Source organism: Aeromonas sp. A35_P, assembly GCF_002259925.1.
Lineage (GTDB): Bacteria > Pseudomonadota > Gammaproteobacteria > Enterobacterales > Aeromonadaceae > Aeromonas > Aeromonas dhakensis.
On record NZ_NEVB01000099.1, the window covers coordinates 1 to 16,696 of the forward strand.

17 protein-coding genes and 1 pseudogene are annotated in these 16,696 nt (G+C 61.7%); 6 read left to right on the forward strand and 12 right to left on the reverse strand.

From position 1 onward, the window contains the following. Positions 1-668: 668 nt before the first annotated feature. Together ruvB and ruvA are read right to left on the reverse strand one after the other, a co-directional pair. Positions 669-1,679: a Holliday junction branch migration DNA helicase RuvB gene (gene ruvB / locus CAK78_RS07145; protein WP_005304949.1), complete on the reverse strand. Its 1,011-nt coding sequence runs from the start codon at positions 1,677-1,679 to the stop codon at positions 669-671. Between the two features lie 8 nt (positions 1,680-1,687). Then, positions 1,688-2,302, reverse strand: a complete 615-nt coding sequence (gene ruvA / locus CAK78_RS07150) for a Holliday junction branch migration protein RuvA (RefSeq protein WP_094696837.1) — start codon at positions 2,300-2,302, stop codon at positions 1,688-1,690. A gap of 237 nt (positions 2,303-2,539) precedes the next feature. Here ruvA and CAK78_RS07155 point away from each other — a divergent pair, with 237 nt between their 5' ends. Together CAK78_RS07155 and CAK78_RS07160 are read left to right on the forward strand one after the other, a co-directional pair. Next, entirely contained in the window at positions 2,540-4,549 is a 2,010-nt protein-coding gene (locus CAK78_RS07155) for a methyl-accepting chemotaxis protein (protein WP_094696838.1), read from the forward strand. 135 nt (positions 4,550-4,684) lie between these two features. Beyond that, positions 4,685-6,409, forward strand: a complete 1,725-nt coding sequence (locus CAK78_RS07160; RefSeq protein WP_094696839.1) for a proline--tRNA ligase — start codon at positions 4,685-4,687, stop codon at positions 6,407-6,409. 93 nt (positions 6,410-6,502) lie between these two features. Here CAK78_RS07160 and CAK78_RS07165 read toward each other — a convergent pair whose 3' ends face one another. The 3 genes from CAK78_RS07165 to CAK78_RS07175 all read right to left on the reverse strand — a co-directional run bounded on the left by CAK78_RS07165 (position 6,503) and on the right by CAK78_RS07175 (position 8,412). Continuing rightward, positions 6,503-7,183 carry an SDR family oxidoreductase gene (locus CAK78_RS07165; protein ID WP_094696840.1) on the reverse strand — a complete coding sequence of 227 codons (681 nt, stop codon included), beginning with the start codon at positions 7,181-7,183 and terminating at the stop codon, positions 6,503-6,505. A 65-nt stretch (positions 7,184-7,248) separates the two neighbouring features. Further along, positions 7,249-7,878, reverse strand: a complete 630-nt coding sequence (locus CAK78_RS07170) for a TIGR04219 family outer membrane beta-barrel protein (protein ID WP_011707376.1) — start codon at positions 7,876-7,878, stop codon at positions 7,249-7,251. Positions 7,879-7,971: 93 nt separating this feature from the next. After that, the gene (locus tag CAK78_RS07175) at positions 7,972-8,412 is read right to left on the reverse strand and encodes a copper chaperone PCu(A)C (RefSeq protein WP_010636187.1); all 441 of its coding nucleotides are present in this window, start codon (positions 8,410-8,412) and stop codon (positions 7,972-7,974) included. 89 nt (positions 8,413-8,501) lie between these two features. Between CAK78_RS07175 and CAK78_RS07180 the strand changes: the two genes are divergently transcribed. Further along, positions 8,502-9,251, forward strand: coding sequence for an enoyl-CoA hydratase-related protein (locus CAK78_RS07180; RefSeq protein ID WP_043171424.1), 750 nt, complete (start codon positions 8,502-8,504; stop codon positions 9,249-9,251). A gap of 3 nt (positions 9,252-9,254) precedes the next feature. Here the strand turns inward: CAK78_RS07180 and CAK78_RS07185 are convergent, their stop codons facing one another. Further along, on the reverse strand, positions 9,255-9,683 hold the full coding sequence (locus CAK78_RS07185) for a DUF2753 family protein (protein WP_005304979.1): 429 nt from the start codon (positions 9,681-9,683) through the stop codon (positions 9,255-9,257). A gap of 289 nt (positions 9,684-9,972) precedes the next feature. Between CAK78_RS07185 and CAK78_RS07190 the strand changes: the two are divergent. After that, positions 9,973-10,730: pseudogene (locus CAK78_RS07190) on the forward strand (CatB-related O-acetyltransferase). A 40-nt stretch (positions 10,731-10,770) separates the two neighbouring features. Here the strand turns inward: CAK78_RS07190 and CAK78_RS07195 are convergent. After that, on the reverse strand, positions 10,771-11,478 hold the full coding sequence (locus CAK78_RS07195; RefSeq protein WP_094696841.1) for a ParB-like protein: 708 nt from the start codon (positions 11,476-11,478) through the stop codon (positions 10,771-10,773). A gap of 168 nt (positions 11,479-11,646) precedes the next feature. Between CAK78_RS07195 and CAK78_RS07200 the strand changes: the two genes are divergently transcribed. Together CAK78_RS07200 and CAK78_RS07205 are read left to right on the forward strand one after the other, a co-directional pair. Continuing rightward, complete coding sequence (locus tag CAK78_RS07200; protein WP_094696842.1) at positions 11,647-13,251, forward strand: peptide ABC transporter substrate-binding protein; 1,605 nt, start codon at positions 11,647-11,649, stop codon at positions 13,249-13,251. 120 nt (positions 13,252-13,371) lie between these two features. Further along, positions 13,372-13,683 (forward strand): hypothetical protein, encoded by a 312-nt coding sequence (locus tag CAK78_RS07205; RefSeq protein WP_005304992.1) that lies wholly within the window; start codon positions 13,372-13,374, stop codon positions 13,681-13,683. A gap of 63 nt (positions 13,684-13,746) precedes the next feature. On the opposite strand, the gene CAK78_RS07210 is transcribed toward CAK78_RS07205, so the two are convergent. The 5 genes from CAK78_RS07210 to CAK78_RS07230 are packed head-to-tail and all read right to left on the reverse strand — an operon-like array spanning position 13,747 to position 16,662. Beyond that, positions 13,747-14,166 carry a DUF4426 domain-containing protein gene (locus CAK78_RS07210; RefSeq protein WP_005304995.1) on the reverse strand — a complete coding sequence of 140 codons (420 nt, stop codon included), beginning with the start codon at positions 14,164-14,166 and terminating at the stop codon, positions 13,747-13,749. A gap of 18 nt (positions 14,167-14,184) precedes the next feature. After that, on the reverse strand, positions 14,185-14,484 hold the full coding sequence (yggU, locus tag CAK78_RS07215) for a DUF167 family protein YggU (RefSeq protein ID WP_011707385.1): 300 nt from the start codon (positions 14,482-14,484) through the stop codon (positions 14,185-14,187). Further along, positions 14,484-15,035, reverse strand: coding sequence for a YggT family protein (locus CAK78_RS07220; RefSeq protein ID WP_094696843.1), 552 nt, complete (start codon positions 15,033-15,035; stop codon positions 14,484-14,486). Before CAK78_RS07220 ends, yggU begins: the two co-directional genes overlap by 1 nt. A gap of 40 nt (positions 15,036-15,075) precedes the next feature. Next, complete coding sequence (gene proC / locus CAK78_RS07225; RefSeq protein WP_005305003.1) at positions 15,076-15,900, reverse strand: pyrroline-5-carboxylate reductase; 825 nt, start codon at positions 15,898-15,900, stop codon at positions 15,076-15,078. A 60-nt stretch (positions 15,901-15,960) separates the two neighbouring features. Next, the gene (locus CAK78_RS07230) at positions 15,961-16,662 is read right to left on the reverse strand and encodes a YggS family pyridoxal phosphate-dependent enzyme (protein ID WP_094696844.1); all 702 of its coding nucleotides are present in this window, start codon (positions 16,660-16,662) and stop codon (positions 15,961-15,963) included. Positions 16,663-16,696 lie beyond the last annotated feature (34 nt).

The window sequence follows — 16,696 nt, forward strand, 5'->3', positions numbered from 1 at the left end:
ATACATGCCTTTCAAAGGCATTTTCACGACCCTTGCCAATTATTTTAGAGAGCTGGGTCACAAAAAAACACAAACCACAAATCATTGATTTAAATCAATTTTCCTGTTGAGGCAAATAAGTAATGCTTCTGTTAAAAAACAACTCGCAAGGGTGTTTTCATCATGTTTCCCCTACTTGTTCCGCCCCTGAATAAAACTAATTAAAAACCAACAAAAGCGCATATCCATGCTAATTCGACAAACCCATGAAATGATTAGTTAATCTAATCTGAGATGGGTAATTTTTCTTGTTTGTCCGAGCCAGATAGAGCTCCTACAATGCGCCTCGCAGTGAGGGCATACCCTTGGATACAGGCCGGTCAATCTGGGTTCCCGGTACGTATTCGATGAACATTTCGAACCTGTCTATTGGAATTAAAGATGAAAAAGTTTGTTGCTAAAACCATCCGTTACTACAAGCTTTCGTTCGTTCAGCTCTATCAAATGAACCGACTCTGAGGCCTCGCGACGGCTCACTCCGTTTTTTACCGGTCTGTCTCCAGACGCACTCACTGTCTGTGAACATCCATCCTGAATTGTCTTTGCCCACCGCATCCGCAGTGGGCTTTTTTTTGCCCGGATAACAAAAAACCGCCTCCTGGGGCGGTTTTTTGTTCAATCAGCTGTTTCTACCCTTCATCTGGCCGTTGCAGGCCAAAATGCGCATAAGCTCTTGGAGTCGCGATCCGCCCTCTGGGTGTACGTTGCAGGAAGCCCTGCTGGATCAGATAGGGTTCGAGTACATCTTCGATGGTGTCCTTCTCCTCGCCGATGGCGGCCGCCAGGTTGTCGAGCCCTACCGGCCCCCCCAGAAACTTGTCTATGACAGCCAACAATAGCTTGCGGTCCATGAAGTCGAACCCTTCGTTATCCACGTCCAGCATGTCCATGGCACGAGCTGCGATGGGCCCATCAATCCGGCCATCGGATTTCACCTGGGCAAAATCCCGTACCCGGCGCAACAAACGGTTAGCAATTCGCGGCGTACCGCGCGAACGACGTGCCACCTCCAGCGCGCCGTCCTCCGTCATGTCGAGCCCGAGGCAACGGGCGCTGCGGGCAACGATGTCGGTCAGATCCCTGACGTTGTAGAACTCGAGGCGCTGCACGATACCGAAGCGATCCCGCAGCGGGCTGGTGAGAGAGCCGGCCCGGGTCGTCGCGCCGATCAGGGTGAAGGGGGGAAGGTCGAGCTTGATGGAGCGAGCCGCCGGCCCCTCCCCGATCATGATGTCGAGCTGGTAATCCTCCATCGCCGGGTAGAGCACCTCCTCCACCACTGGACTAAGGCGGTGGATCTCGTCGATGAACAGCACGTCGTTTGGCTCGAGGTTGGTGAGTAGCGCCGCCAGATCACCGGCCTTCTCCAGCACCGGGCCCGAGGTGGTCTTGATGTTGACCCCCATCTCATTGGCCACAATATTGGCGAGCGTGGTCTTGCCAAGCCCGGGCGGGCCGAAGATCAGCAGATGATCGAGCGCCTCGCCGCGCTGGCGCGCCGCCGCGATGAAGATCTCCATCTGTTCGCAGACAGGATCCTGACCGGTGTAATCGGCCAGCAGCTTGGGCCGGATGGCCCGATCGATGACTTCTTCCTCACGCCCGCCAGCGGCGGAAATGAGGCGATCCGCTTCAATCATTCTCTACCTCACACCAGGCTGCGCAGCGCTTCACGGATGATATCTTCCACCGACATGCCATCCACCGCGACCTTGCTGACGATCTGGCTGGCCTGCTGCGGCTTGTAACCGAGTGCCACCAGCGCACTGGCGGCCTCTTCGCTCGAATCCGGCGCCCGCAGGGCACTCTCCTTGGCAGGCAGACTGATCTCGGCCGGCGAGAAGAGATCGTGGCTGACCCAGCCCTTGAGCCTGTCTTTCATCTCCACCACCAGCCGTTCGGCGGTCTTCTTGCCCACCCCAGGCAACTTGACCAGGGAGCTTATCTCCTCGCGCTCGACGCTCAGCACGAACTGGGTGGCAGTCATGCCGGAGAGAACGGCCAGCGCCAGCTTGGGGCCGACCCCGTTGGTCTTGATCAGCTCGCGAAACAGCGCCCGCTCCTGCTTGTGATTGAAGCCGTACAGCAGCTGGGCGTCTTCCCGCACCACGAAGTGGGTGTGAATGATCGCTTCCTTGCCGATCTCGGGCAGATCATAGAAGCAGCTCATGGGCATGTGTACCTCATAGCCCACGCCCCCGACCTCCAGCAATACCTCAGGGGGTTGTTTCTCAATGACTACGCCTCTCAAGCGACCAATCACGGCTCTCTCCTCGCCAAACCAGCTATCTGTAAATTGGCTCATAGCATAAAGAATAACTGGATAAGTATCCAGCATAGGGCGGCGGGACCGCAGCGGATTTTCGGCACATTCTCCCGTTCCAAGCCATGCTTGGATCCGAACCGGACAGCAACTTTATTTTCCATCTGGCATGGCAATTTGTCGCTACTGACAAAACACTAAATTGGGTTTATTTGGAACCAAGGAAGGTCCTTCATCATGAAAATCGTCACCACATCGAATCTGGGGCTGGCCATTCTGCTCAGCTGCACGCTGGGCATGGGCGTCGTCGGTTGGTATGGCAGCCAGCGACTGGCGGATCTGCTCTCCTACGTGCTGGGTGCCGCCTGGCAGACCGCGGATGGCGCCATGGAGGGTTCCATCGAGCTCGGCAACCAGTCGCTCTACATCCAGAAAATGCTCCGAGGCATGTCCCTCGACGAGCAGGAGCTGCAACAGGCCAGAACCGCCACCGCCGACGCCATGCGCCGGGTGGGCGAAGGTCGGCTCATCGATGATGCGGCCATCAACACCATGAACCAGCAACACCAGGTCTACCAACAACAGCAGGAACAGCTGCTCGCGCTCTACCAGGCTTTTATCCGCCTCGATCAGGCGCTGCGCGCCAGCTCGGAACGCATGTCCCGTCTCTCGACCCAGCTCGAGGTGGTGGGGGACGGCGCGGTCGAAAGCCTCACCCAATCACCGGATCAGGCCATCAGCTGGAATGGCGGCCTGGCGACCCGCTGGCACGCGGCTGATGGCGGCATGGAGGCCAATATAGGCTTCCTGCGTCAGCTCTATGCGCTGGAGAAGATGCAGAGTGAAGGTCTCACCCCCGCCATCCAGAGCGAGATGGAGGAGGCGACCCGCTTCTACCGGGAGGCGGTCGACGCCATGCTGGCCAGCGGGCTGTTTGATGTGCCTGCTGAGGGGGAGTTTGCCGGCCAGTCGCTGGCAACCCAATATCGGGCGCTGGAAACCGAGGTTCAGCAGTTGATGGTGCAGTGGATGGCGGCTCTTGGCGAATATCAACGCCAGCTGACCAGCTACGAACAGAGCGCCGATCAGCTCAAGAAATTGCTGGTCGAGGTGGAGGCCAAGGGCGATGCCACGGTCGAGGATCAGGTGGGTCAGCTCAACGCCATCATCAACCATACCAAGAGTCTGATCCTGGGCGGCCTGTTGTTCAGCCTGCTGATCGTGACCCTGTGCGGCTTCTGGCTGGTGCGCGCCATCGTGCGGCCCCTGCTGCAGGTCAATCGGCGGATGCAGGACATCGCGGCCGGCGAAGGGGATCTCAACGCCCGCATCAACCTCAGGCGTGACGACGAGATCGGCTCGCTGGCCGGCAGCGTGGATCGCTTCATCGAGAAGCTGCAGAAGATGATCAGCTCCACCATGGACAACAACCAGCACATCAGCGAGCACGTGCACACCTCGGTCAACCGGGTTCAGGCCATCAGCCAGAGCAGCCGCCAGACGGCCGAACATGCCCAGGCGCTGCACCATGACAGCGAGCAGATGGTGCAGGTGGCCACCACCATCTCGGACAACTGCAGCCTGGCGGCGCAAAACGCCAACGAGGTGCGCCAGCTCACCACCGAGAGCAGTCAGTATGTCTCCTCCGCCAGTGCGGGCATGCAGCGGGTGGTGATGGAGGTGGGCGAATGCGCCACCGCCATCAACGCCCTCAAGGAGCAGGCCAGTCAGATAGGCCAGATCATCTCCACCATCAGCGGCATTTCCGAGCAGACCAACCTGCTGGCGCTCAACGCCGCCATCGAGGCCGCCCGGGCCGGCGAGATGGGCCGCGGCTTTGCGGTGGTGGCCGACGAGGTGCGCACCCTGGCCAATCGCACCGCCTCCTCCAGCGCCGAGATCAACGAGGTGATCAACAGCATCCAGCAACAGACCGAAACCGCCTACCTGATGATGCAGCGCAACCTGAAGACGGTGGAGTCGGGCATGGCGGATTCCGACAACACCAAGCAGATCCTGTTCAAGGTGGAAGGCGCCATCGACCACCTGGCGGACATGGTGCAGCAGGTGGCGGACGCCACCGGCCAGCTCTCCCATACCCTGAGCCACACCTCGGACAAGGTCTCCGGCATCAGCCAGCAGGCCCAGACCGGCGAGCAGGAGGCGCAGGAGTGTCTGCAACTGGCCTCCTCTCTCCATCAGGCCAGCCTGCTGCAACAGCGGTTGCTGTCGCAATTTCGGGTCTGACCGCAGCGGGGGCGACGCCCCCGCTTTCTCCCATCGTACGAATTTAGCCCTTGGGCCGCAGGGCCCGTCCTGTTAAAATTCCGCTCTTGAAATTATCCAGGGCCCCGCCGCCCGTCTTAGCTAAGGTCTACCGCGATGCGTACCAGCCAATATCTGCTTTCCACTCTCAAGGAAACCCCGTCCGACGCCGAGATCATCAGCCATCAGCTGATGCTGCGCGCCGGCATGATCCGCAAACTGGCCTCCGGCATGTATGCCTGGCTGCCGTCCGGTCTGCGGGTTCTGAAAAAAATCGAGAACATTGTTCGCGAAGAGATGAACAATGCTGGTGCCATCGAAGTCTCCATGCCGGTGGTTCAGCCCGCCGAGCTGTGGCAGGAGTCCGGCCGCTGGGATGACTACGGTCCCGAACTGTGCCGTCTGACCGACCGTCACAACCGTCCCTTCGTGCTGGGCCCGACCCACGAAGAGGTGATCACCGCGTTGATCCGTTACGAGGTGAACAGCTACAAGCAGCTGCCGCTGAATCTGTACCAGATCCAGACCAAGTTCCGCGACGAAGTTCGCCCCCGTTTCGGCGTGATGCGTGGCCGCGAGTTCCTGATGAAGGACGCCTACTCCTTCCACATCGACAAAGCCTCCCTGGTCGATACCTACGAGAAGATGCACGCCGCCTACTGCAAGGCGTTCACCCGCATGGGTCTGAACTTCCGTCCGGTGCAGGCCGATACCGGCTCCATCGGTGGTACCGGCTCCCACGAATTCCAGGTGCTGGCCGAGAGCGGTGAAGACCTGATCGCCTTCTCCGACAGCTCCGACTACGCCGCCAACATCGAGATGGCCGAAGCCTTGGCGCCGGCCGGTGAGCGCGCCGCTGCCACCGCAGCCCTGACCAAGGTTGCGACCCCGAACGTCCACACCATCGATGAAGTGGCCGCCTTCCTGAGCGTGGCCCCGAGCGCCGTCGCCAAGACCCTGCTGGTGCTGGGCGAAGCGGACGAGCACGGCAACCAGGCGGTCATCGCGCTGGTACTGCGTGGCGACCACGAGCTGAACGAAATCAAGGCCGAGAAGCTGCCGGGTGTCGCCAACCCGCTGGCCTTCGCCAACGACGAGCAGATCAAGGCAGCCGCCGGCTGTGATGCTGGCTCCATCGGCCCGGTCGGCTTTGCCGGTCGCATCATCGCCGATCGCAGCGCCGCCCACCTGGCTGACTTCGTCTGTGGCGCCAACGAGACCGGCTTCCACCTGACCGGTGCCAACTGGGATCGCGACATCGCCACCTATGAAGTTGCCGACCTGCGCAACGTGGTGGAAGGCGACCCGAGCCCGTGCGGCCAGGGCAAGCTGCTGCTCAAACGCGGCATAGAAGTGGGCCACATCTTCCAGCTGGGTACCAAGTACTCCGAGGCCATGAAGGCGAGCGTGCTGAACGAAGGCGGCAAGTCCGTCACCATGGAGATGGGTTGCTACGGCATCGGGGTCTCCCGCCTGGTGGCTGCCGCCATCGAGCAGAACAACGACCAGTACGGCATCATCTGGCCGGACGCCATCGCCCCGTTCGAAGTGGCCATCGTACCGATGAACATGCACAAGTCCGTGCGTGTCGCCGAGCTGGCCGAGCAGTTCTACGCCGAGCTGAAGGCCGCCGGTGTCGACGTGCTGTTCGACGACCGTAAAGAGCGTCCGGGCGTGATGTTCGCCGACATGGAGCTGCTGGGCGTGCCCCACGGCATCGTCATCGGTGAGCGCGGCATGGACAACGGCGTGGTGGAGTACAAGTGCCGCCGCACCGGCGAGAAGCAGGAAGTGGCCATCAGCGACATCGTCGCCATGCTCAAGGCCAAGCTGGGCCGTTAATCCCGCCCCTCGCTGGTATAAAAAAAGCGCGCCGATGGCGCGCTTTTTGTTTCTCTCTTCTGACGACGGCAACCGGATGACGGCGGCCTTTTGTCAGGGATTGCGACCGATAAAGAGATCGGTCACGTGGCAGCTGCTTCTGGCTTCCAGTGCATCCAGCATGTAGGCGGCGGCATCTTCCGGGGTCATGAAGCCGCTGCTGTCCACGTGATCCGAGTTGTCCCAGAATTCACTGCGGATCCCGCTCGGATAGAGGTTCACCAGCCGCAGCGGCGAGCCCTTAAGCTCGGCCCGCAAGGATTCGAGAAAGCCGCGCATCCCCCATTTGGAGGCGCAGTAGAGGCTCTCGTTGGCCTTGCCCACCTGGGCGGCGGAAGAGAGCACATTGGCCAGCACCCCGCCCTTGTCGCCGATGAGGCGCACCGTCTGCTGGGCCACCAGAATGGTGGAGATGAGGTTGCTCTCCACCACCCGGCGGATCTGCTCGGCGGTATAGACGCCGACCGGGCCGAATTCGCCCACGCCGGCACAATGCAGCACCAGCTCGGGCAGGCCGCCCCACTCCACCGCGGCGGCAAAGGCGACATCCACTTCCTCGTGGTGCGCCAGATCGGCGGCAATGCCGATCACCGCCTTGCCGAACAAGGCTTCCTGCTCCTGCAGCTTCTGATAACGATGCCCCATCATGGAAACCTGATGGCCCCGTTCAACCAGACCTATGGTCAAGGCGCGGCCCAAGCCGGACCCCGCCCCCGTCACTATGATATGACCCATGTTCGTTCCTCGCCGGATGCCGCCATCGGGATGATGAGGGCATCGTCACCAGAGATTGCCGGAATTTAGAAGGTGAATTCGCCACCGATGAACCAGCCGTCTACCCGCTGGTCAACGCGATCGAAGTCCATGCTCGCATCACGCCAGCCGGCACGCACCTTGAGCGGTACGGTCGCGAATTTGTAGGAGCCACCGAGACGGTAGTCGTAGTTGTCGGCATCCTGCACGCGGGCATCGCCGAAGGCGGCAAAGCCGGTACCAGGGATACGCACTTCGGCGCCGGTGTAGGCCATCAGCACGTCCTTGTCATAGGAGTAGTGCTGGGTGTTGAAATCGCCATCGTAGCGACGACCGGTCAGACCCAGGTCGATCTGGAACAGATCGTTGTTGAACAGGCGATAGTAGAGGCTCAGGTCATAGGCCATCAGATCGTTGTTGAGGGCGCCGCCACTGGTGCCGAAATCGGAGATCTCGAACTTGGCGTTGGGCAGCAGGATGATGCCGTGCTCCAGTTGCAGGTAGCCGCTCCAGTTGTAGTTCTCGTCGTAGCTGCCGTTGGCCCCGACACCGTTGATCTGGCCGCTGCCCTGGGCATTCCATACATCGGTACCGGCGGCAAAACGCCAGTCATCGGCAGCCATGGCAGCCTGGCTGAACAGGGCCAGCACACAACCGGCAATCAAGGTCTTCTTCATCACGTTACTCTCTTGTTGGACTGGAAAGGCCATCATTTTACCCAGAGCGACGGGAATACACAGTGTAAAAAGCTGAACAAGCGTCCATTAATGTCAGTGCTGCATGCCTGCCATGGGTTCAACCGGCTTCACCGGCAGACTCAGCTCCAGCTGCTGGCCATCATCCATGGTCAGCGTCAGCGGGAAAGGGGTGCCCTGGGAGAGCTCGCGCACCTCGAACAGCATGATGTGGAAACTGCCGGGCTTGAGCGCCACTTCCCCCTTGGCCGGCACCTCTATGCTCTCGACCTGGCGCATCCTCATCACGCCGTTCTCGTGCAGATGGGTGTGCAGCTCGGCGCGGCCCACCTCGGGCGAGGCGGCGGCCACCAGCTTGACCGGCTGATCGGCATCATTCTTCAGCACCAGGAAGGCGGCGGTATTGGGAGAGCCCGGCGGCAGCAGGCGCACATAACCATCGACGGCCTCGACCTTGGCCAGGGCGGGAGCGGCCAGTCCCAGGGCCAAGAGGGAATAGAACGCACGTTTAAACATGGTTGAAATCCTTTTATGATGTTGTTAAACGCAACAAAGCTTACCGCAGTGGTAACCCTTTGACAGCCAGCAATAACAAGGATTTAGACATGGACCCCATTATCATTGCCGAGCAGCAGGATGGCTTGCTCACCTTGACCCTCAATCGTCCCGACAAGCGCAATGCCCTCAATACCGCCATGTATCGTGCGCTCACCGAGGCATTGCGGCAAGCGACGGCGGATGACGCCATCCATGCCCTGCTCATTCAGGGGCAGCCCGACTGCTTCACCGCCGGCAATGATCTGGCCGACTTCATGGGCAAGACGGGGCTGGATCCCGACGACCCCATCCTGCAATTTCTGCACACCCTGGCCGACTTCCCCAAACCGGTGATCGCCGCGGTCGGCGGCGCGGCGGTCGGCATCGGCACCACCCTGCTGCTGCATTGCGATCTGGTCTATCTGGCCGACAATGCCCGTCTGCAACTGCCCTTCGTCGAGCTGGGGCTGGTGCCGGAGTTTGCCTCCAGCCTGCTGCTGCCACGCAGCGTGGGCCACCTGAAGGCGGCGGAGCTGTTGCTGCTGGCCGAAGCCATCGATGCCGACGAGGCGCTGCGACTCGGCCTTGCCAACCGGGTGCTGACGGCCGAAGCCCTGCTCCCCTTTGCCAGGGAGCAGGGTCTGAAACTGGCGGCCAAGGCGCCCGGGGCGCTGCAAAAGAGCAAGGCGCTGCTCAAGCAAGAGCTCAGGCAGGCGGTGCACTTCGTCATCGATCTGGAGGCGCGCGCCTTCTCCCTCGCCCTACAGGGGGAAGAGGCACAGATGCGGATCGCCCAGCGCCTCAAGGGCCGTAAATGATCCTCAGTTGAGGCGAAAACGGCCGATCAGCTCGCAGCCCTGCACCTGATCCTGCAACTGGATCAGGCGGGCGATATCGGGATTGGGGTGGCGCTTGAGGAAAGAGAGCAGCGCCGCCCGGCAGCAGCCCAGTTCACTGATGAGGGATTCACACTCCCGGTTCGGACACTGGGGCACCAGCGCAGTGACCAGCTCCGAAGCCAGCTTGAGGTAGCGCAGCTCGTAGGCCGGCTCCTCCATGGCGCGCCAGAAGTCGGCCAGTCGGTGGCAGGTCGCCACCCGCATGCTGGCCAGTTCATCCAGATCGCCGTCACTCAGTTCATACACCTCGGCGAGGGCCTGTTGATAGAGGCAGATGGCGGTGCCGAGCGCGCCGGCGCCCAGCGCATTTTCAGCCTCCAGCATGTAACGCTGCCAGATTTGATGGGTCATGCCGATCTCCCAGGTTGATGGGTGGGACTTTTATCATGCCCAGTTGAGAATGAATATCAACCCGATATTTTGTGCAGGTTTTGACCAGCTGGCGGTGCACGCCTTGGCTCCCGCCACCGCATGGCTTACCATGGGCGCTCATCCTTCAGGATCCCTCTTCCCATGCTGCGACCCCGTTTACCCCAGGCGCTGGGCTGCTCGACCCTGTGCGTGCCCCGCCTGCTGGTCTGGATCTATTAGCTGCGCTCCTCGCGTCATCCCCCCTATCCATTTGAACGAGGAAACAGCCATGAAACCCTGCCAACACTGGTCGCAGGTCGAATACCTGCATCTGACGGTGAGCAACCCCAACATCCATCTCAAGGGACGGCACAGCTACTACTCCGGCGCCTGGGACGGCCCCTTTGAAGAGCATGTCGTGCGCTATCTGCACGGCGACCGTTTCAGCCGCAGCCAGGAGAGGGACGGCACAGCTACTACTCCGGCGCCTGGGACGGCCCCTTTGAAGAGCATGTCGTGCGCTATCTGCACGGCGACCGTTTCAGCCGCAGCCAGGAGAGGGGCTGGGAGCCGCTCTGGCACATCGATCAGCTCCATATCGGCGACTATGTACAAATAGCCGCCGGGGTGAAGATCATCATGGGTGGCAACCAGACCCACAACACGGCCTTCATCAGCACCTATCCGTTTTCAGATGTGGAAGCGCTCCGGCGCAGCTATCGCCCGGCCGGCGACACCCGCATCGGCAACGATGTCTGGCTCGGCATGGACGTCATGATCATGCCGGGGGTCACCATCGGCGACGGCGCCATCATAGCGGCTCGTGCCCTGGTCAATCAGGATGTGCCGCCCTATGCCATGGTGGCCGGTACGCCGGCCAAGGTTATCAGGATGCGCTTTGCTGAGGACGAGATTGCCCGTTTGCAGGCGCTGGCCTGGTGGGAGTGGCCAGATGAACAGGTGCAGGCCCTGCTGCCACTGATCCAGCAAGGCGAGGTGGCCCTGCTGGAACAGGCTGCCGCCCGCTGGGGCGAGACCCGACCATGATGCAGCGGGGGGCCATGGCCCCCCGCTTTCATCCTGTCACTCAGTTGTCGCTATCGGGCGGATTGACCCGACACTGCTTGCCGGGATAGCCGGGCAGATCGGCCGCCTTGTTGCTGCACGCCAGCCGTTTGGCCTGATAGAGGCGATCCGCCAGGTTGGCGCTGTCGATCGGCAGCCAGTCCATCTGCCGGCCAAGCCAGCTGGCCCAGGCGAACTCGACGAAGTAGACCTGCTCCCGCTTGTCAAAATAGCCCGCATCCTGCAGCAACCCGGCCAGGGTGCGATAGGGGTAGTCGGGTAGCAGGTCGATGCGGCTCGGCAACTGTTCCGGCGTGAGGGGCTGCCCCCGCTCGTCCTTGAGCCAGGCCCAATGATTGCCCTGCATCTGGCTCCAGAAGCTGGCTTTGTCCTGCAGCCTGGCGATCACCTTGACCCGCACCTGCTTCACCCCGAGTTGCCACAGCGCCTTGGTCAGATGGTGTCTGTCCACCTGCCAGTAGCCGCCATCGGGTGCGATGACGATGGGGATCTCTTTCTTTTTCATCACCTTGTCGAGCTGTTTTGCGCTCTTGCCCGCCAGCTCGGCCTGGGTGTTGTCGACCTGGATCTGGCCCACGCCTCCCTGGGTGGGGTGCAGCGCGGCGATGTTTGCCTCGCACCAGCTGCCGACCTTGCTCTGCCGCTCGCACGGCGCCAGCGCCCAGGCCCCCTGACTGATGGCCAGGGCCAACAGGATCCATGTTCTCATCGCTTGCTCCTCGCCCCGGATTGGGGGTCAACGTGGGCGCCAGCGTCCCCTGCCGAGGGACTCATACTGGCGGTCTGACCAGCAAACGGGATATCATGATTTCCCGTCTGTCGGCGACCACTTATCGCCGAGTTTTCTCCCCGCTTCACACTATTTGAAGGATTAACCATGAAAGGATGGAGTCTTCTGCTGGCCCTGCTGGGCAGTGCCTGTGTCCAGGCTGCCGATGTTCCGCCCGGCACCCAGCTCGCCGCCGAACAGGCCGTCGTGCGTCATCTGAAAGACGAGCCGGCGAGCCTGAGTCCGCTCAAGCTGGTCGGCCTGCCCGAACTACAGGTACTGCGGGATCTCTACGAGGGGCTGCTGACCCAGGGGCCGGACGGCAAGGTGCAGCCCGGGGTGGCCGCCAGCTGGGACAACCAGGGCAATCAGCGCTTCACCTTCCATCTGCGCCCGGACGCCCGCTGGTCGAACGGCGATCCAGTGCAGGCCGCCGACTTCGTCTACGGCTGGCGCAAACTGGTCGATCCCAAAGAGGCCGCCACCTTTGCCTGGTTCGCCCAGCTAGCCCGCTTCGACAAGGTGGACGACATAGTAGCCGGCAAGCTGCCCCCCGAGGAACTCGGCGTGAAGGCCCTCGACCAGCATACCCTGCAGGTGACCCTCTCCCAGCCGGTGCCCTACTTCCTAAGCCTGCTGACCCACCCCAGTCTGTCGCCGCTGCATCGTGCCAGCATGGAGCAATACGGCAACCAGTGGACCCAGCCCGGCAAGCTGGTCGGCAACGGGGCCTTCGTGCTGAGTCACCGGGTGGTGAACGAGAAGCTGGAGCTGACCCCCAATCCCTACTACTGGGATCGCGCCCATACCGTGCTGACCAAGGTCACCTTCGTGCCCATCAACCAGGAGAGTGCGGCCACCAACCGCTACCTGGCCGGCGACCTGCACATCACCGAGTCCTTCCCCAAGGAGCAGTATCACAAGCTGATGGAGCAGATCCCGGGCGAGGTCTATACCCCGGATCAGCTCGGCACCTACTACTACGCCTTCAACACCCAGCGCGCCCCTCTCAACGATGTGCGGGTGCGCAAGGCGCTCTCCTACACCATCGATCGGGGCCTCATCGCCAACAAGATCCTGGGCACGGGTGAGAAACCGGCCTATCACTTCACCCCGGATGTGGTCGCCGGCTTCGAGCCCAAGGCCAACCTGCTCTCCAGCAGCAGCCAGCAGGTCCTCGACGACAAGGCCAGAACCCTGCTCAAGGAGGCGGGCTACGGCCCGGCCAACCCGCTCAAGCTGACCCTGCTCTACAACACGGCCGAGGTGCACAAGAAGATGGCGCTGGCCATCGCCAACCTGTGGAAACAGAAGCTGGGGGCCCAGGTCGAACTCACCAATCAGGAGTGGAAGAGTTATCTCGACAGCCGTCAGAGCGGCCAGTTCGAGGTGATCCGCTCCTCCTGGGTGGCCGATTACAACGATCCATCAGCCTTCCTCGGCCTGTGGGGCTCCCACCACAGCGGCAACATGGCCCGCTTCGCCAACGCCGGCTACGATTCCCTGCTGGCCAAGGCGGCCAACAGTCAGGATCCCCGTGAACGGGCCCGCCTGTTCGATGAGGCCGAGGCCGTACTGCAGGAGGAGGCGCCGATCGCCCCCATCTATCAATACACCAACGCCCGGCTGATCAAGCCCTGGCTCAAGGGCTACCCCATCAACAATCCGGAAGACGTGGCCTACAGCCGCCAGCTCTACCTGGTCAAGCACTGATCCTGCCTGGGGCCGGCCATGCCGGCCCCAATCTTCTGCCATCGCCCCCTGTTCATGCTCAAGTTTTCGGCATAAAATGCCGCCCTTTAAGGCAACCGCCCCCTCAATCACCGGTTTGTTATGCGTTTTGTATTGATGATCTCTCTGCTACTGACCCTGCCCGCCCAGGCGGCCAGCGAAACACAGTGCCGCCAGGCCTTCACCGAATGGATGCTGGCCCAGCAGCAACAGTTCAGCGACCGCAAGGCCAGCAAGATGGAGCGGCGCAGCGCGGAGCGGGCCATCGATCAGGTGCGCAGCGAATTCTCGAAGCGGGAGAGCTTCTGCCAGGCCATGGAGTGGGTGGAACACAACCGGGATCAGGATCCTCGCTTCACCCCGCGACTGGGGGAGATCCACGACTTCACGCCGCCGACCGACTCGCCGTCATAACGTCATAAAAAAGCCCCGGACCTGCGTTCGGGGCTTTTTTTCAGAGCAAGGTGGGTGCCGGCATCAGTCGACGTAGAAGGTTTGCTGGAAGGTCAGCGTCTGCTGCTGCCCCTCCCCCATGATCTTCAGGGTGAACTGGTAGGTATCCTCGTTGCGATAGGGCAGCACCGCCAGATAGTAGATGGCGTTGCCCTCCTTGACCTCCTGAAAGGTCAGGTTGCGGATGGTGCCGGTGAGGTTCTTGGCCTCGCCGGTGATCCCCACCGCCTGGGCCACCCCCTGCTTGTTCTGCACCGCGATGTTGACGATGCCGTTGTAGCGACTGCGCTCCAGACCATAGGCCTTGGCCACCTCGGGGGTGAGGAAGCTGGAGTTGAAGGCGCTGTAGTGCACCTGCCAGGGGCCCAGCTCCTTCATCTGTTCGGCCCGCAGGGGCAAGGTCAGCAACAGTGCCAGCAGGCAGCTTATCCAGGCTGTTTTCATGGTGTCATCCTTCTCGTGTTAACCCTGATTGTCCAGCAGGGCACTGACCTCGGCGGGGATCTGTCTGGGCGCCTCGATGGCGACCGTCTTGTGCCGCCCCAGCTCCCCCCGCACGATGCGAACCTGCCCCTTGGCCACCTTGAACTGCTTGGCCAGATACTTGATCAAGTGGCTGTTGGCCTGACCATCCACCGGCGGCGCCGTGATGGCCACTTTCAACTCTTCTCCGTGCAACCCGACGATCTGATCCCGACTCGCCTTGGGCTGGATCATCAGATGCATTATCAGCTCATCCCCTTCCCGCAGGACGGCTGCCATCAAATCATCCACCACAGCTGGCCGAACAGATCCCCCAACAGATAGTTTATGGCCTGCAGCCCGATAAAGGCGACCAGCACGGAGAGATCCAGCCCGCCCAGCGCCGGCAGAATGCGACGGATGGGGGCCAGGAAGGGCTCGGTCAGCTGGTGCATCACGTACTCGATGGGGTTGCGACCCTGACTGACCCAGCTCAGGATGGCGCGGATCAGCAGCACCCAGAAGATCATGGAGCCGGCCTTCTTCAGCACAGTCAGCCCGGCAAACAGGCTGAGGGTGAGCCAGTCGGCCAGCAGCACGTTCATGCTCTTGAGCAGCGCCAGCTTGGCAAAGGCGATGATGATGGCCAGCAGCACCGAGGCCAGATCCAGCCCGCCCAGCCCGGGAATGACCCGGCGCAGCGGCACCACCAGCGGATTGGTCAGCTTGACCACCATCTGGCTCATGGGGTTGTAGAAGTCGGCACGGGCCCACTGCAGCCAGACGCGCAACAGCACCACCATGAGATAGAGGTCAAAAATCGTGTTAATCAGAAAGTAAGCAGTGTTCATCTGGGCTCCAGGTTGCAGCTGAGAGTAACGAAAATCGGGTTCAGAACAGGGTTTCCATTTCGCCGGCCCGGGCAACGGCCGCCTGCATGGCATGTGCAGTCAGCGGCATCAGCCCCTGCTGCTGGAAGGTCTTGATCGCTTCGGCGGTGGTGCCGCCCTTGCTGGTCACCTGCTCGCGCAGGGTCTGCAGCGACAGCTCGGGATTCTGCTCGACCATAGCGGCCGCACCAAGAGCGGTCTGCTGCACCAGCAGGCGGGCCTGCTCGGGGGAGAAGCCCATGGCCTCGGCCTCCTCGGCGATGGCCTGCATGAACAGGAAGAAGTAGGCAGGCGCGCTGCCGGCCGCGGCGATGACGCCGTTGATGCCGGACTCCTGCTCCACCCAGAGGGTTTTGCCCACCGCCTGCATCATCTGCTCGGCCAACTCACGATCGGCCTGCTCGATGCCGGGCGGGGCGTACAGCCCGGTCATGCCCAGTCCCAGCAGAGACGGGGTGTTCGGCATGGTGCGGATGATCCGGCCGTGGCCGCCCGCCATCTCCGCCAGCCGTGCCACCTTGATGCCGGCGGCGATGGAGATGAGCAGCTTGCCCTCCAGCGTGCCCAGCGCCGTCACCAGCGCACTCAGCATGGCCGCCATCAGCTGCGGCTTGACCGCCAGCACGATCACTTCGGCCGCCCGGGCCGCCTCGGCGTTGTCCTGGGTGACGCGAATGCCGTAGTCGCCGGCCAGCGCATCCAGCTTGGGCCGACTGGGGTTGGCGGCAATGATCCGGTCAGCCGGGTAGCCCGCCTGAACCAGGCCGGCAATGATGCTGCGGCTCATGTTGCCTGCCCCGATAAAGGCGAGGGTTCTGTACTGCATCAAACACTCCTGTGATCTGAAGAAAGCAGAGCCCGCATGCACGGCATCACGGGCTCCTGCTCATGAATAGTCGCGGGCACCGAAGATGGCGGTACCGACCCGCACCATGGTGCTGCCGTGGCCGATCGCCAGTTCGAGATCCTCGGTCATCCCCATCGAAAGGGTGTCCACGCCCGGGTATTGTCGCGCAAGCTCGGTGAACAGAGTCTGCATGCGCACCATCTGGGCGGCCAGTACCGCCTCGTCGCTGGTATGCTCCGGAATGGCCATCAGACCGCGCAGCCGCAGCCGCTCGCAGCGGGAGACCAGCTCGGCCAGACGGAAAATCTCTTGCTCCGACGTTCCGGATTTACTGCTCTCTCCGCTAATATTGATTTGCAGACAGACATTTAGCGGAGCGAGCTCAACCGGGCGCTGGTTGTTGAGGCGTTCGATCAGCTTCTCTCTGTCCACGCTCTGTACCCAGTCGAACCGCTCGGCCACCAGCTTGGACTTGTTCGATTGCAGCGGGCCGATAAAGTGCCACTCTATGTCTGTACAGGTCCCTTGCTCACGCAGGGTATCTATCTTGGTGGCCGCTTCCTGGGCGTAGGATTCGCCGAAGCGGCGCTGACCGGCGGCATAGACCTCGCAAACGGCCTCCAGCGGTTTGGTCTTGCTGACCGCCAGCAGCTGGATGTGATCGCTGCGTCGGCCAGCCCGGCTGGCGGCTTGTACAATACGTTCCTTTACCTGAAGCAGGTGCTCGGCAATCTGGCTCATGTTTCGTTCGTGATCTAGTGATGGGAGAATGACA